Source organism: Bacillus sp. D386 (genome assembly GCF_006346415.1).
Map to the genome: position 1 here is coordinate 87,652 of NZ_VEMV01000006.1, position 14,203 is coordinate 101,854.

General features: G+C 37.1%; 15 protein-coding genes. 7 read left to right on the forward strand and 8 right to left on the reverse strand.

What is annotated here, in order from left to right; all coding sequences use genetic code 11:
* Positions 1 to 794: 794 nt before the first annotated feature.
* Together FHY45_RS17760 and FHY45_RS17765 are read right to left on the reverse strand one after the other, a co-directional pair.
* Positions 795 to 1,922, reverse strand: coding sequence for a PQQ-dependent sugar dehydrogenase (locus FHY45_RS17760; RefSeq protein ID WP_139892692.1), 1,128 nt, complete (start codon positions 1,920 to 1,922; stop codon positions 795 to 797).
* 64 nt (positions 1,923 to 1,986) lie between these two features.
* The gene (locus tag FHY45_RS17765; protein ID WP_180350016.1) at positions 1,987 to 2,421 is read right to left on the reverse strand and encodes a helix-hairpin-helix domain-containing protein; all 435 of its coding nucleotides are present in this window, start codon (positions 2,419 to 2,421) and stop codon (positions 1,987 to 1,989) included.
* 154 nt (positions 2,422 to 2,575) lie between these two features.
* Between FHY45_RS17765 and FHY45_RS17770 the strand changes: the two genes are divergently transcribed.
* Both FHY45_RS17770 and FHY45_RS17775 read left to right on the forward strand, forming a co-directional pair.
* Positions 2,576 to 3,166, forward strand: a complete 591-nt coding sequence (locus FHY45_RS17770) for an undecaprenyl-diphosphatase (RefSeq protein ID WP_066108088.1) — start codon at positions 2,576 to 2,578, stop codon at positions 3,164 to 3,166.
* Between the two features lie 244 nt (positions 3,167 to 3,410).
* A complete protein-coding gene (locus FHY45_RS17775) occupies positions 3,411 to 3,968 on the forward strand; it encodes an isochorismatase family protein (RefSeq protein ID WP_139892694.1) in 558 nt (185 codons plus the stop codon).
* Positions 3,969 to 4,019: 51 nt separating this feature from the next.
* On the opposite strand, the gene FHY45_RS17780 is transcribed toward FHY45_RS17775, so the two are convergent.
* Entirely contained in the window at positions 4,020 to 4,949 is a 930-nt protein-coding gene (locus FHY45_RS17780) for an EamA family transporter (protein ID WP_139892695.1), read from the reverse strand.
* A 134-nt stretch (positions 4,950 to 5,083) separates the two neighbouring features.
* Here FHY45_RS17780 and FHY45_RS17785 point away from each other — a divergent pair, with 134 nt between their 5' ends.
* Positions 5,084 to 5,263 (forward strand): hypothetical protein, encoded by a 180-nt coding sequence (locus tag FHY45_RS17785; protein WP_139892696.1) that lies wholly within the window; start codon positions 5,084 to 5,086, stop codon positions 5,261 to 5,263.
* Positions 5,260 to 5,592, forward strand: coding sequence for a C40 family peptidase (locus FHY45_RS17790; protein WP_139892765.1), 333 nt, complete (start codon positions 5,260 to 5,262; stop codon positions 5,590 to 5,592). Before FHY45_RS17785 ends, FHY45_RS17790 begins: the two co-directional genes overlap by 4 nt.
* Before the next feature lie 130 nt (positions 5,593 to 5,722).
* Here FHY45_RS17790 and FHY45_RS17795 read toward each other — a convergent pair whose 3' ends face one another.
* From FHY45_RS17795 to FHY45_RS17805, 3 genes are all read right to left on the reverse strand, one after another.
* Positions 5,723 to 6,466 (reverse strand): class I SAM-dependent methyltransferase, encoded by a 744-nt coding sequence (locus FHY45_RS17795; protein WP_139892697.1) that lies wholly within the window; start codon positions 6,464 to 6,466, stop codon positions 5,723 to 5,725.
* Positions 6,467 to 6,656: 190 nt separating this feature from the next.
* Positions 6,657 to 7,691, reverse strand: a complete 1,035-nt coding sequence (locus FHY45_RS17800) for a S66 family peptidase (RefSeq protein ID WP_139892698.1) — start codon at positions 7,689 to 7,691, stop codon at positions 6,657 to 6,659.
* Positions 7,692 to 8,040: 349 nt separating this feature from the next.
* Positions 8,041 to 8,916, reverse strand: coding sequence for a DUF1186 domain-containing protein (locus tag FHY45_RS17805; protein ID WP_066108100.1), 876 nt, complete (start codon positions 8,914 to 8,916; stop codon positions 8,041 to 8,043).
* A gap of 147 nt (positions 8,917 to 9,063) precedes the next feature.
* Here FHY45_RS17805 and FHY45_RS17810 point away from each other — a divergent pair, with 147 nt between their 5' ends.
* Both FHY45_RS17810 and FHY45_RS17815 read left to right on the forward strand, forming a co-directional pair.
* The gene (locus FHY45_RS17810; RefSeq protein WP_066108103.1) at positions 9,064 to 9,405 is read left to right on the forward strand and encodes a DMT family transporter; all 342 of its coding nucleotides are present in this window, start codon (positions 9,064 to 9,066) and stop codon (positions 9,403 to 9,405) included.
* A gap of 2 nt (positions 9,406 to 9,407) precedes the next feature.
* Positions 9,408 to 9,725, forward strand: coding sequence for a DMT family transporter (locus FHY45_RS17815; RefSeq protein WP_066108107.1), 318 nt, complete (start codon positions 9,408 to 9,410; stop codon positions 9,723 to 9,725).
* A gap of 69 nt (positions 9,726 to 9,794) precedes the next feature.
* Here FHY45_RS17815 and FHY45_RS17820 read toward each other — a convergent pair whose 3' ends face one another.
* Positions 9,795 to 10,688, reverse strand: coding sequence for a TetR/AcrR family transcriptional regulator (locus tag FHY45_RS17820; RefSeq protein WP_066108110.1), 894 nt, complete (start codon positions 10,686 to 10,688; stop codon positions 9,795 to 9,797).
* 187 nt (positions 10,689 to 10,875) lie between these two features.
* Here FHY45_RS17820 and FHY45_RS17825 point away from each other — a divergent pair, with 187 nt between their 5' ends.
* On the forward strand, positions 10,876 to 12,387 hold the full coding sequence (locus FHY45_RS17825) for a DHA2 family efflux MFS transporter permease subunit (RefSeq protein ID WP_066108113.1): 1,512 nt from the start codon (positions 10,876 to 10,878) through the stop codon (positions 12,385 to 12,387).
* Between the two features lie 18 nt (positions 12,388 to 12,405).
* On the opposite strand, the gene FHY45_RS17830 is transcribed toward FHY45_RS17825, so the two are convergent.
* A complete protein-coding gene (locus FHY45_RS17830; protein ID WP_139892699.1) occupies positions 12,406 to 13,944 on the reverse strand; it encodes an ABC transporter substrate-binding protein in 1,539 nt (512 codons plus the stop codon).
* Positions 13,945 to 14,203: the final 259 nt, after the last annotated feature.

Below are 14,203 nucleotides of genomic sequence, written 5' to 3' on the forward strand. Positions count from 1 at the left end.
CAATCAATTCCAAATTCACCTAGTATAAAAGAAAATGGTATATATCGAATATTAACGTATATTTATTCCCCAAAAATTTAGAGAATACTATATCGTAACTTCTATACAGCACTCCATTTAGGATATATAAATAAATCCAAAAGTTTACAAAATAACCTATAATTAAACTGTAAAATATTGTAGAAATAATTTTTAATCCCATTAGAAAGAGTGAGTTACTCTGTATAAAAAAGTCTTCAAATGGCAAATTGGCCATCGTTTCTTCTGGAGTTTATTATCAATTGGATTTATCTGGATATATTTAAACTTAGGTTCACTGTTCTATGTTAAAAGTGAATTTTCTTCATCGAACAAAGTGCTGAAACAGCTGGATTCTATGAATCAACATGTCCTCGTACTCTATCAGTCTTTAATTGACCAAGAGACCGGACAGCGTGGGATGCATCTCAACTCCCTCTCCATCTCTCCTTTTTATCTATTTTAATGCAAAAAACACTTCATTTTTAGAATGATTTCTTAAATATGAAGTGCTAATCTTAAATCTTGGTTCTCCGATTCTCGGATATCCCAAATACTGTTTAACATGCTAGTCCCCCTATCTAAAAAAGCCCAAACTAAAAAGCATTTCTATCCTCTTCTACTAAAAAGATAGAAATGCTTAAAAAACGTTCCCTAAAACTTAGGTTTACTACTTTTCACACCTCCCTATCTCCACGTAGGTGTTGTAGTGTTAAAAAAGAATGGTAGGTCTCCTGACTTAGGATCTTCACTTTTTCCATATTCGTATAGATTAGTCAAATACCCGTTTTAGGAATCAACCTGATGATGCGGTCATCCTTGTCTGATGGATTCCCCCTGCCATCCCTATTATTCGTCATCATATATAAGGTTCCATCCGGCGCTTCGATGATATTCCTGATGCGCCCATACTGATCTTTAAAGAGCGATTCTATGCTTTTCACCTGTTTTCCGGATTCATCAAGCTCTACCTTAAGAACCTGCACGCCACGCAGATTGGCAATCAGCAATTGGTTTTTCCATTCACCCTTCGAGACAAATGTCATTCCCGACGGGGCCCATGTTTCAGTTGCGCTATGAGCAATCGGCGTTTCCATTCCCTCTTTTGCTTCATCCCCCTGAATTATTGGCCATCCATAGTTTTTCCCTGCTTCAATCAAATTAATTTCGTCATGTGCTGATTGACCATGTTCCGAACTGAATAAATCTCCTGTAACAGGATGCCAGGCAAGTCCCTGCGGATTGCGATGCCCGTAGCTATAGACAGGCGACCCCTCAATTGGATTATCATCCGGAATGGAACCATCAAGATGGATTCTAAAAATTTTACCGCCCATACTTGTCTTATCCTGGGCTAAGTCAGGTTCATACCGATCTCCTGCTGTAATATAAAGCATCCCGTCTGGTCCAATCTTAATTCTCCCACCATTATGATTTGTATCTCCAACAATTCCATCAAGGATCACTTTATCAATCCTTGCTTGATTGTCACCTACTACAAGACGAAGAATACGATTTTTGATTTCACCATTATCTTCATAGGAGTGATACGTATACATAAAATGATTCGTTTGGAAATCAGGATCCAGTGCCAGTCCAAGTAATCCTCCCTCCCCTTCACTGATAAAAGGCGCTGGCAAAGACAGGAGAGGTTCTTCCCTTACTTTCCCATTACGGATTTCTCTTATTTGGCCAGGCCGTTCCGTAAAAAATATTCGTCCATCATCGGCTATAACCATTTCCCATGGTACATTGAGACCTTCAGCAACGACTTCTATCTCATATGGCTGCTTTTCATCTGTCTCAGTCTGTTTAACAACCGTGTCATTTTTCTCTTCCTTTGAACAACCAAGCAGAGCCATCATAATCAAAAAGGGGGGTAACAAGCGAAATATTTTTTTCATATTGGCCTCCTATTTATATGGGCTTTTTCAATGATTCTTCTAAAGAGGTCATACAAGGGGATCACTACTTTTCAGGGCGAGTAGGAGGATATCCCTGAGTATTTCGATATGCCTTCCGCTCGTCCGTAAAATCAGACCATACTAACACACAATTCAATTCATTGGCATGATAAACAATACAGCGGATTTGATCTTCCACACATGGATCGACACGGCATCCAACCAATTCTTCATAGCGGTCGAATAATTCTGCAGGATTTTCATTTCTAACGTCGTTTACAGAATAGAATCCCAGTACTTGTACCATCATTTTAGATGCACCCAACCCGATTGAAGGGATTTCCTGAAAGTCTAACAGACCTTTTAACTCCTTAGCCCGATTTGTAGAACAATTCAGTATGATTTTTAATTCTTCTGTTGTTTTCGTTGGTATTTGGTCTATTCGAACCTTGTTTTTACGAAGATTACTCCGTTCCGTCCCCGATAATGGCAGTTTCATTTTTAGCCTCCTCTTATTCTTAGTTTTGTTAAATTTTATCATAATCCTTTCATACAGCTAAACGATATCGTCTAGAATACAAATACTATATAGAATCTCTTGAAATATTTAAGTAAATTATCCATAATAGAATAACTTGGGAGGAAATGAAAAAATGACTAATTCTGAAGCAAATATCACATTATTTCGTGCAGTCAATGACATTGGTAAAGAGTATCCGGACATCAATCCACTTTTTATTTTTTTTGCTGAATATACAGTATACTGCTTAATACTGGTTCTGTTGTTTTACTGGCTAACTCGTAATACTAGAAATAAATTAATGGTTGTCAGTGCTGTTATTGCTTTTTTTATCGCCGAAGTAACGGGCAAGTTAATTGGTATGATTTATTCACATCATCAGCCATTTGCCGTTTGGTCCGATGTAAACAAGTTAATTGAAAAAGAGGTTGGAAATTCTTTTCCGAGTGATCATACGATTGTATTCTTCTCAGTTTGTATAACCATTGCCCTCTTTCGTAAACGATTCTGGTATTTATGGACAACACTTGCACTCCTTCTTTCTATTTCCCGAATCTATGTAGGAGTCCATTACCCCGTTGATATTTTAGTAGGTGCACTTCTTGGAATAGGTGCGGCTTTGCTCGTTCACAAAATTATTCCTAAACAAAAATGGATTAGACAATCCATCGCTCTATACGAAAAGGGCGAAAGCTATCTGTTTAACCGAAATAAAAGTATTTAATCAACGTTCATTACAGCAATACAGCCGCCGACTAGATCGGTGGCTTTTTTATTTTTGCGTATCTTTTTAAAAGAAGCTATGTTAAGGTTTAATTGTCTGAAAATTACATTTATTAATTTTTAGGCATTATATTATCAAGGAGGTTAATTATATGAATATGGGACTATATCACAACTCAAAAAAAACCAAGGGGAATACAGCTAAATAAAAGAGCGCTTCCCCAAATTAGAAAGGGGAAAATCAGTTGAATCAACTATTATTAATTATTGATGCACAACAGGAACTAATAGATGGGAATCAAGACATGAGGGCTGTTTTTAAAAAAGAACAGCTTATTCAAAATATTAATTTAGTAATTAAAAAGGCAAAAGAGGCAAATGCCACGATAGTTTGTGTAAGAGATCTTGATATAGCCGGAGGTAAAGGGAAAGGATTTCAAGTTCATGATGAAATTCATCTACCTGTGGAAACAAAATTCTTTGACAAAGCAACAACGAATTCCTTTCACGGAACTGGACTATTAAATTATTTAAAATCTAATGAAATTAATCATATTGTTATAATGGGCTGCGAAACACAGCATTGTATTGATAGTGCAGTCAGAACCGCTACTATTAATGGCTTCGATGTCACTTTAGTTGGTGATGGACATTCCACAATCGGCAATGACATTTTAAGCCCGGAACAAATCATAAACCATCATAATAAAACACTTCATGGCCATTACAATATAGAACATTTTTCTATTGTAAGAAACGCGGAAGATCATTTATTTCATCCCAGCCATGATTCGTACCGATAAACAGCAACAGGATCCCAATTCTTAAACAAATTGGGATCCTGTTTGTTTTACTCAATGATTATCACTGGATTTCTTCCCTGCCGGTTTATCAAAAAGGGCTAAAATGAAGACGGTACTGATAATACAGATTGTACCAAGCCACTCGGCTATTCCAAACGTAACATGCAGCCAAAGTATGGATACAACCGCTGCAGCAACTGGTTCCACAGATGCCAGCACACTTACCTCTGTAGCTCGAATATATTTCATACTTTCCAAATAGCATATAAACGGAACAATCGTACCAAATATAATCACAAAAATAACAGCAAGTATTGCATAAAAGCTCCAATCTCCCTGAAACTCCCATGAAGGATTATAAAATGAAAAGCAAATTCCTCCTATTAGCATTGCCCAGCCTAAAACGAGAGTTGAACCCCATTTAGGAAGCAGCTTACGCGGAAGCAAAGTATAAAATGCCAGAGCGAATGCCGAACCAATTCCCCACATCAAAGCACTAACCGAAATGGATAAACTATGCATATTTCCTTTAGTTGCAATCAAAAATGTCCCTAATATGGCCAAACCTACAACAAGGATTTCTTTATTTGTAGGCAACCTTTTTGAAATTAAGGCAAAATAACAGGTAATGATAACGGGTGTTAAGTACTGTAAAACGGTGGCTGTAGCCGCATTGGAATAATTGATAGCCATAAAAAATGTGTATTGCACAGCCAATAAACCTAAAATGCTGAACAATAAAAGACTTATTGCGTCTTTCCTGTCCTTCCAAATAGCACCTATCCTACTCTTTACTTTTAAAGAGGCTAGAATCAAGAGAACCACCCCAGATACAAGCAAGCGAATACCCACAACCCATTCCGGGGTAAATCCGGCATAATGAAATAAATACTGCGCTACTGTTCCGCATACTCCCCATAATATACCGGCAGTTAATACCAGTAAAATTCCTTTAACTCTTGTATTTTTCAATAAAATCATGCTGTTCCCTCATATATTTCATAGTTTACAGTTCTATTATACTTTTATTTTCACAAAAAAGGGGAGGTTAAGCAGGAAGGTAAGAAAGTAATATTTGAATCATAAAATGCTCTGCTCAATAATAAGATATCCTTGTGTCAAAAAAATCTTTGAAAGCAGGGATGTTAACGTTAGCTTTACATGCAAGAAAATCCTCTATTCTGTTTGCCGTCGTAACAGCCGTTCTTCTACTCTTTTCAACTTTCTTCAGCCCAATGCATGCTGATGCAGCACAGTCTAAAAGTCAAAAGGCGGTTGCTTATTCAAAAAAATAACGAACAGTCCATATAAATGGGGCGGAACAACACCAAAAGGGTCCGATGCCTCCGGTTTCACACAGTATGTATTCTCAAAAAGCGTTGCAAAAAAATTACCACGTACCAGTGCCGATCAATATAAAACAGGTACTTCCGTTGCCAAAAACAAATTAAAAGCCGGGGATCTAGTATTTTATAAAACGGACGGGAAAAAGGTATCATTTGTTGCCATTTATATCGGCAATAATAAATTCATTGGCGCTACATCAAAAGGAGTTAAAACACAAGATATGAATCTCGATTATTGGAAGAAACGTTATGTAGGAGCAAAACGAGTAGTTAATTAAAGAATTGGATTAGCGAAGTAAAAACTCTTTTTCTTTAGAGAAAAAGAGTTTTTACTTTTGATCAACCTCTATACACTTATAGACTGAACCACTCAGTACAATTTCACCCACATCAGCCAGGTGTTCTGTTTCATACGTTTTTATTTTTTATACACGAAAATGCCAGCACAACTGGAATTCTAAGCCTTCTTTTATATTCTTTCTCATCGGTAAAGTTATCACGCACAGGTGTACCTTCTCGCAAATCAACCACTGAAAATCCAGAACTGATAAGCGCTCTAAAATACTGTTCGACTGTTCGATGATATTTCACCACGATTTGTTCAATCCAAGGTTCTTTTCTTTCCCCCTCCAGGAAATAGTCATCCACAATCCAATTTTCACGTCTATCACCTTTTTTTTTACTAGTAAAAGATGCGGTCGTAAGAGGATGCTGAACACTGAAAACAAACTTACCTTCCTCTTTTAAAGACAAATCGATGTTTTGAAACAAAGCATCAATATCAGCTACATAATGGATTGCAAATCTGGAAGTTACAATGTCAAACTTTTCTTCTCCGTATGTATATGATTCCATCGTATGAAGATGCACGCTTCCATTCACTTGTGATAGGTTCCTCTTAGCTGCTTCCACCATTTGTTCAGAGCCTTCTATTCCACTGTAGGACGCTGCACCGCGTTCTACTAAATCTTTGCCGAAGGAAGCGTCACCGCAGCCCAAATCTAGTATATCTTTATTTTGAAAATCTTGTATTAGCTCATACATGATTGGAGTTTCAATAGCATTATTGGGACTATCTTTCCTACTTCTTCTTTTCATATAATCCAAAAAAAAATCTTCCTGATCATAAACACTAGGTCCCCTATATTCCATACATTTCCCCCTATGAAGTTCTTAACCTACCCTCTAATGGCATATTTATCTGCTTTCAATGAAGAGCTATGGAATATTAAAAGGAAGGCTACTCAACCTCCCCCTTCTTAGAAGATTGACCTCTAAAACTCCTATTTCAGCTTTAGTTACCTTCATAGTCCCTGCTTCGGGAGTGTGTAAACCTCGAACCTTAATTCACACCCGCTTCAAGTATGCTAAATGTTTTTCTTTCACAATCCAATTCAGCCATAGCCCCGAGAGGAATAATACTCATTGGAGCCGTATGTCCAAAACTCATATTATATAGAATCGGCAAATCCGTTAACTTTAGCTCATCCCGTACCACACTAAGGATTGCTTCCTTATACTCATCGTAATAACAATCATCATATGGCTTGGAAAATAATAAACCCTTAGCATTTTGCAGAATTCCCTGCGCCGCGTAATTTCGCAGCCATCCAAGAAACAGATCCGGACTCACTTTCACTTCTGATGTCTCAAAAAATATCAGTTTATCCTTCCATTCATCAATTGCAGGCCACACTACAGTCCCTTTAAGCATTTCCAGCACATCCATGCATCCTCCTAATAATTTCCCCTTATGTATTCCCTCTCCCTGTAATAACTCATAACCGCTATGCGGTGATGTTTTTCTTTTACGTGTCCAGTTTTGCTTTTCCCAAGGGATAAATTCACTTGTCCATTCAGATGGCGGTCCAACTTCGCCAATAGGTTCACCAGAAAATAAAACCCGTTTCACCCAATGATTCGTATAATCAAAAGCCTCTACATTCTCTGCAAATTCAGCCAGAATCGAAGGACCATAATAACTCATTACCCCTGCCTTATAACAAATAAAATGCGTGACGGTAGAGTCAGAATAGCCAAGGAAAATCTTTGGATTATTTTTGATTACCTCATAATCAATGTATGGCAGCATTCGAATGCTGTCATCTCCGCCAATACAAGAGAATATCCCCTTAATCGATGGATTTTGAAAGGCATCCATCAAATCGCGTGCCCGTTCTTCTGGATGATTATATACATACTCTGATCCCTTTAATGTATGAGGCAGCTCAATAACTTCTAAACCAAACTCCTCCAACCGTTTTTTCCCTATCTGATAACGCCAGCGAATATCTGGATCTCCTGCCCCACCCCAAGAAAAACTGGCAGTAGCTATCCTGTCACCGCTACTTAGTCGATCTGACTTCTTCAAATCCATCTCATCCACCACTTTCTCTAACATTTCTTTAGCTTAGTTGAATTATATTATAAAAAATCCCAAATATATAAATAATTGTTTATTTATTATATTTCTAATAGTAACCTTCCATTTTCCTATAAGCTTAAATGTAGGAATAAAGTGTGACGAACGTATTGAAACTCTGAAAAATTACAATAATTGTACAATATTAACTCTCAAAGACCTGAAACAGCATTATAGTAAATAGCTCCTTTAATCTTCCATCAAAATCGTAGAGTAAGTTCCCTTTTAACGCATACAAAATACCCCCATATGTACACAAACCCAACTTGTACATACGGGGGCTAAAACCCATAAAGTGTATAAATCAAGATTTCCCACAGCATTTCTTATACTTTTTCCCGCTTCCGCATGGGCATGAATCATTTCTGCCCACTTTTATGCTTCTGGAAGCCTGTGAATTTCCGGGTTGATAATGACCAGCCCACCAAGTGAACTCTTCATGAACATTTGTAATGGGCCGGCAATCATCTGCATATAACGGATCATAGTTCCTAAATTGCTCCTCCACATCATCGAGCGACATATCAAGGGCATTCACTTTCTTTTGGGCAAAAACCTCTGCGATATCATCATATAAATCTCGGAAATTTAATACCATACATGAATCAATTAGAATGGTATACATATAACCTGATTCATCTACCAAATCCCCCTGCAGTAGATCATGATAGTAATATTCAACCATTTCCCTTGATATACGTTTTTGCAGGACAAGGGATGTAATTGCTTGAATTCCAGTAGCACGAATACACTCATCCAAAGATTGATCATCAATTAAATCAAATAATGCATCCAAATCCGGCATGGAAGGGATATTTCCATCCATAACTATTTCACCGGGATATGTATCAGCAAGTATACGGCCAGCCGTTGTAACCAGGTAATCATCATATAATTCCAATGCATTATCATCCGGTAATTTTAATGTTTGTAAAAATGGATAAAATGCTTCTCTGATGTTTAACTGTCCCAACAAAACAGCTGCATAAATATGGTCAATTCGATCAGGTTCACTAAGAAACAATTCTGGTTCCTTGCGAACCAAATCTAATATACTCAATAGTTCAGGAATAGCATCCTCACGAATCAATAGAAGATCAAGTTCCTCTTTCGGATAGGTGTCGTCTATATAGCGAATTTTTTTTACTAATTCCTTGGTCGAAATAGTTGGATCATCCATCTTATTTCACCCCCGTACCTTTCTTATATAATTAGTTTATCAAACTCTTTCTCGATTCTTCTACTCGCAAACCAATTTTATAATTGCTAAAATGAACAACAGTACAAACAATCTGCTATATTGTTATATCACTAGGGAGTTGTTTTGATGAACAGACATTGGTTAAAGGTTATTATAGGGGCCTTCTTTGAAATCATCTGGGTAAGCGGTCTTAAAAATGCAGACAGTATATGGATGTGGCTGATTACACTTGCTGCAATCTGTATCAGCTTTTATATGATGATTGATGCAAGCCGCTACCTGCCGGTTGGGACGGTATACGCTGTCTTTGTCGGATTGGGAACAGCTGGAACGGTTATTGCGGAGATTCTCTTCTTTGATGAACCGTTAAAAATAGAGAAAATAGCATTAATTCTTCTCTTATTAATAGGTGTGATTGGTTTAAAAATAGTGACTGATGAAGACACCTCCAAAAAGGAGGCTAACTAATAATGGCCTGGTTTGCACTGGTTATCGCTGGATTTTTAGAAATATTTGGGGTCGGCATGATTAATAGATTGAATAAAAATAGGGATCTCTTATCTCTGCTTCTTTTGATTGTCGGTTTTTCGGGGAGCTTTTTCTGTCTATCATTCGCAATGAAGACACTTCCCATGGGTACTGCCTATGCTGTATGGACTGGTATTGGTGCCAGTGGAGGAGCATTAATTGGCATGCTTTTATTTGGAGAAGCGAAAAGCTTAAAACGAATTATTTTCATATTACTCATTTTAATCTCTGCCATTGGTCTTAAATTTGTATCAAAATAGCCCATAACAAAATGACTCGCCCAAAAAGAGCCATGCTATGGCAAACTACTTGCTAACATGGCTCTTCTATTACTTATTCAACCATTCCATGATGATTTCTCTAAACCTTCCATAGCAGGAAGTACCCCTCAAGATAGAATCATGATTTAATGAAGCAATCATATTTTTAACTAAGTAATGTCGCGGCTCTTTATTATGCAATAGTTCATCTTGCAGGAATTCGATTATTTGTAGCTTTTCCGCACGAAACTCAGCATCAACAACCTCTTGTTCAAGGTAAGTCTTTAGTTGGTTAACGGATTGGATTAAATCGTAGCAAAAATCCCTGTTTCCTTTTGGACCCCCCGGAATAAACATAGTTAACACTTCCGGTTCTATTAAAACAACATCATTCTTACTTACATCATCAACAATCACCTTTATGCGATCTAAATAATAACGAATTGCTTTTTTCGCATCAAGATCTCCTTTTGCAATACTATAAAAATGCATGTGGTGTTGGACCATGGCGGATAGAATAATTGCACAATCTAACAAATACGGTTTCTTCTCCACCCCAAAAATATCGACAAGGCGGTTGTGAATCCAATTTAAATATAACCATCTCGTTTGTTTCAAATAATCTTTTAGTTCAATATCATTAGATACCATTACATCTTCAATAAGGGCAAATAATTGATTATGCGAATGTGATTTCCTTTGTACATAAAGTTGCTCTATAAAGATGTCTATATTACTGAGATCCCTCCCAATAATTAATTCATCTCGCTGTTGGTGATACTCTTCAAGGAAGGAATCGTATACAGCTTTGAAAAGTTCACTTTTAGAAGGAAAATAATTATAAAATGTTCCTCTGGAGATCCCGCTATCTTCAATAATTTCTTGAATAGACGTATTTCTATATCCCTTTCCAATGAAAAGTTTCTTTGCATGGCTGATAACTTGCTTTTTTCTTACGTTCATAACAACTCAATCCATTCCTATGACTTCAGTTATTTGAGTGTATATTAGCTTATTTTTAGGGTAAATACAAATTTATATATTCTAAATTATTTTAATTGCTAAACGAAAAGAAAGAGAGTAATATAATCAACATGAATTATGAGTCTAATAATTAAACATATAGTATAAATCAAAAGGAGAGAAGTACATGACAGCAACAGAAAGACAACAAATGCGTCCCAATTATGGGATTATAGCCATTCTTTTAGCCGGTGCATTTGTATCTATATTGAATTCAACATTATTGAATGTTGCCCTTCCGTCCATGATGGCGGATTTTAAAGTTGAGCCAACAACGATTCAGTGGCTCGCAACAGGTTATATGCTGATAAACGGAATTATCATTCCATCAACAGCGTTTTTAATTCAGAAGTTCTCGGTTAGACACTTATTTATAACCGCGATGATTCTATTTACAATCGGAACAATCTTTTCCGGATTTGCACCGAGCTTCGCATTATTATTGGTTGGAAGAATGATTCAAGCAGCAGGCTCTGCCATTATGATGCCCCTCTTAATGAATGTTCTTTTAACGAGCTTCCCAATTGAAAAACGTGGTGGTGCGATGGGGATTTTAGGGCTTGTTATGATTTTTGCCCCTGCAATTGGTCCTACATTATCAGGGTGGATTATTGAACATTATGAATGGAGATATCTGTTCTATATGATCATCCCGTTTGCCGTTATTGTTTTACTACTATCGATTTTTAAATTAAAAGATAAGAAAGAAAAAAGTAACGCTTCATTGGATGTATTATCCGTTATTTTTTCAAGTGTCGGATTCGGAGGGTTATTATATGGATTCAGCTCGGCGGGTAGTAAAGGCTGGGATGATGTTGAAGTATTCGGTACACTGATTGCAGGTGTAATTGGCTTGATTTTGTTGATTGTTCGCCAATTTCAACTGGAAAAGCCGATGCTCGATTTCCGTGTCTATAAATATCCAATGTTCTCCTTATCTTCAGCTATATCGATTGTTTTGAATATGGCAATGTTTTCAGCCATGATTTTAATGCCAATTTACCTGCAAAATATACGTGGTATATCCCCATTAGATTCTGGTTTATTAATGCTTCCAGGTGCAATCATTATGGGAATTATGTCACCAATTACAGGTAAATTATTTGATAAATTTGGCGGTCGGATTCTTGCCATAATCGGTTTAACCATCACAGTCGCTACAACTTATTTCTTCAGTCAATTAACAACTGAAACTACTTATGGAACATTAATTGTGATGTACTCTGTTCGTATGTTCGGTATGTCAATGGTCATGATGCCGATTATGACCAACGGGATGAATTCATTGCCTGCCCGATTAAATCCACATGGTACAGCTATGAACAGTACACTTAATCAAGTATCCGGTGCAATTGGTTCCGCCTTACTTGTTTCCGTTATGACATCACGTACGAAAATACATGCGGAAGAATTGGCAGAAAAAGCAATGAGTAAGCTTACCGGTCAACCAAGTCCAGAAGAAATAGCTCAATTGGAGGCACAAATCTATACTCAAGCAACAGTAGATGGGATTAACGATGCATTCTTTATAGCGACATTTATTGCTGTATTGGCTCTTATCCTTGCCTTCTTTGTTAAACGACCAAAGAGAGCAGACGAACAAATCAACTTACAAAAAACACAAGACCTCTCCCAGTAACAGGAGAGGTTTTCCTTATTATTCCCAAGTCCATTCTTCTATATTATTTAACAAAGATAGAGGCTGTTCATTTGATTGAAATGCCAGCTCTCCTAAATTTAATCCTTTCTTTGTATAGTATAAATGATCTGGATGGACCAACCATATCCACGGTAAATCCTTCGCGGTCTGCCTCAGAATTGATTGCCATATTTGAAAATCACCGCTAGCAAGCGCTCCCTCAACCAACTGATTCACTTCAGCAGATATATGTAAATTCATCCTAGTATTACCTTCATGAATCCTATGATACAAATCGATTGGACTATGATTACCCACACGCATAATGAATGGATTATTAAACTTATTTGAATTGATTTTCTCCTCATTCTGACCAACCACTTCTACTGAGATTCCAATTTCAGCTAATTGTTGCATAAGTAATGTCGCCATGGACTGCGCTATAGGGTCAGACTCCAGAAACAAAAGCTTAAACTTCGCTTCTATTCCCTGTTTTTCCAACACACCATCCTCATCGTTATCAATCCATCCCGCAATTTTCAAAATTTCTTTAGCTTTGTCGATATTATTGTCTTCAAACTCTGTTTCTTTGTAGCCCCACGGAAGCCGATTAGCATCATGATAGGCTGCTTCTCCATATCCATAAAGAACTTCATTTATGAGGTGATCACGTTTAACTGTTAAATTAATTGCTTGGCGGATGGACCATTCACTTGTTACCCCATTGCCAGTTTCTTTGCCAGAGGCATCTGATTCTAGTGGGGCAGTAGTAAAGGAGATTCCATACTGATCACTACCTTTAAAAGCTTTGATATCCATTCCATCTATTACGCCCACATTTGCAAATGCCGGAGATGTTTGAGCGACATCTACCAGACCTTTTTGCGCCGCTGCATAGGCTTCTTCCTCATCCATAAAAAGAATGATGACCCTTTTAAAAATAGGTTTTTTCCCATAATATCGCTCATTCCTGACAAAAACCGCCTGCTCTCCTACATTCCACTCCTCCAGAATATAGGGACCTGATCCAATTGGATTCAAAGTGAATAACTCATCATACTGATTCTCAGGGACTATTCCAAGCTGAGCAGCTGTATAACTAAAGGTTGACAAGGGTTTCTCTAATCGAAAATGGATAGTGTATTGATCTATCACCTTGGCTTCTTTTAACAAAGATAGATCATACCATCCATTGTACTTAGCTGTATTAAAGGTAAAAGCTACATCACTCGCTTTCACTTGTTCCCCATTCGAAAAATAAGCATCATCCCTAATTTTAAATTCCCAGGTCATTTTATCTTCACTGACCTGATATTCATCAGCTAAATCATATGTAATTCCCATATCCTTATCAAAGGATAATAAAGTACTTTGAATTAAAGGAGAACCGTTTGCCCTTGTATACAGAAAAGGGTCGAATCCTTTAATCACATTCGGAGACAATGCCACAGTTAATTCTTCCTTATTGGCTTCGGCTGTTCCCACCCCTGCTCCCATATTAAAATATCCGCTGGTCAAAATTATGGTGATGATAATTCTTTTTACGATTATCTTCATCTTTATCCCCCGTTAAATAACGGCATTACTTAAATAGATACCAAGTAGCCACAATAATAATAAGTATTATGTACATACACCTCTAGTTAATTCTATTTATCAAAAAGATACAGGTTTTGAAACCATTCCTTTTATTTCCCCCTTAAAATCCAATCAGCATAACTAATGAAACATACCTGATGATCTAACTAATATGAATAGTCTAAAAAGTGCCAGGTATGTTTTGGGTTCTATCGTCTTTATCTTCTTTTTGATTCTC

Excerpts from the sequence above, each read along its gene's own strand:
- FHY45_RS17760 (WP_139892692.1), bottom strand. The coding sequence starts at position 1,922 with ATGAAAAAAATATTTCGCTTGTTACCCCCCTTTTTGATTATGATGGCT.
- FHY45_RS17765 (WP_180350016.1), bottom strand. The coding sequence starts at position 2,421 with ATGAAACTGCCATTATCGGGGACGGAACGGAGTAATCTTCGTAAAAAC.
- FHY45_RS17770 (WP_066108088.1), top strand. The coding sequence starts at position 2,576 with ATGACTAATTCTGAAGCAAATATCACATTATTTCGTGCAGTCAATGAC.
- FHY45_RS17780 (WP_139892695.1), bottom strand. The coding sequence starts at position 4,949 with ATGATTTTATTGAAAAATACAAGAGTTAAAGGAATTTTACTGGTATTA.
- FHY45_RS17795 (WP_139892697.1), bottom strand. The coding sequence starts at position 6,466 with ATGGAATATAGGGGACCTAGTGTTTATGATCAGGAAGATTTTTTTTTG.
- FHY45_RS17800 (WP_139892698.1), bottom strand. The coding sequence starts at position 7,691 with ATGGATTTGAAGAAGTCAGATCGACTAAGTAGCGGTGACAGGATAGCT.
- FHY45_RS17805 (WP_066108100.1), bottom strand. The coding sequence starts at position 8,916 with ATGGATGATCCAACTATTTCGACCAAGGAATTAGTAAAAAAAATTCGC.
- FHY45_RS17810 (WP_066108103.1), top strand. The coding sequence starts at position 9,064 with ATGAACAGACATTGGTTAAAGGTTATTATAGGGGCCTTCTTTGAAATC.
- FHY45_RS17815 (WP_066108107.1), top strand. The coding sequence starts at position 9,408 with ATGGCCTGGTTTGCACTGGTTATCGCTGGATTTTTAGAAATATTTGGG.
- FHY45_RS17820 (WP_066108110.1), bottom strand. The coding sequence starts at position 10,688 with ATGAACGTAAGAAAAAAGCAAGTTATCAGCCATGCAAAGAAACTTTTC.
- FHY45_RS17825 (WP_066108113.1), top strand. The coding sequence starts at position 10,876 with ATGACAGCAACAGAAAGACAACAAATGCGTCCCAATTATGGGATTATA.
- FHY45_RS17830 (WP_139892699.1), bottom strand. The coding sequence starts at position 13,944 with ATGAAGATAATCGTAAAAAGAATTATCATCACCATAATTTTGACCAGC.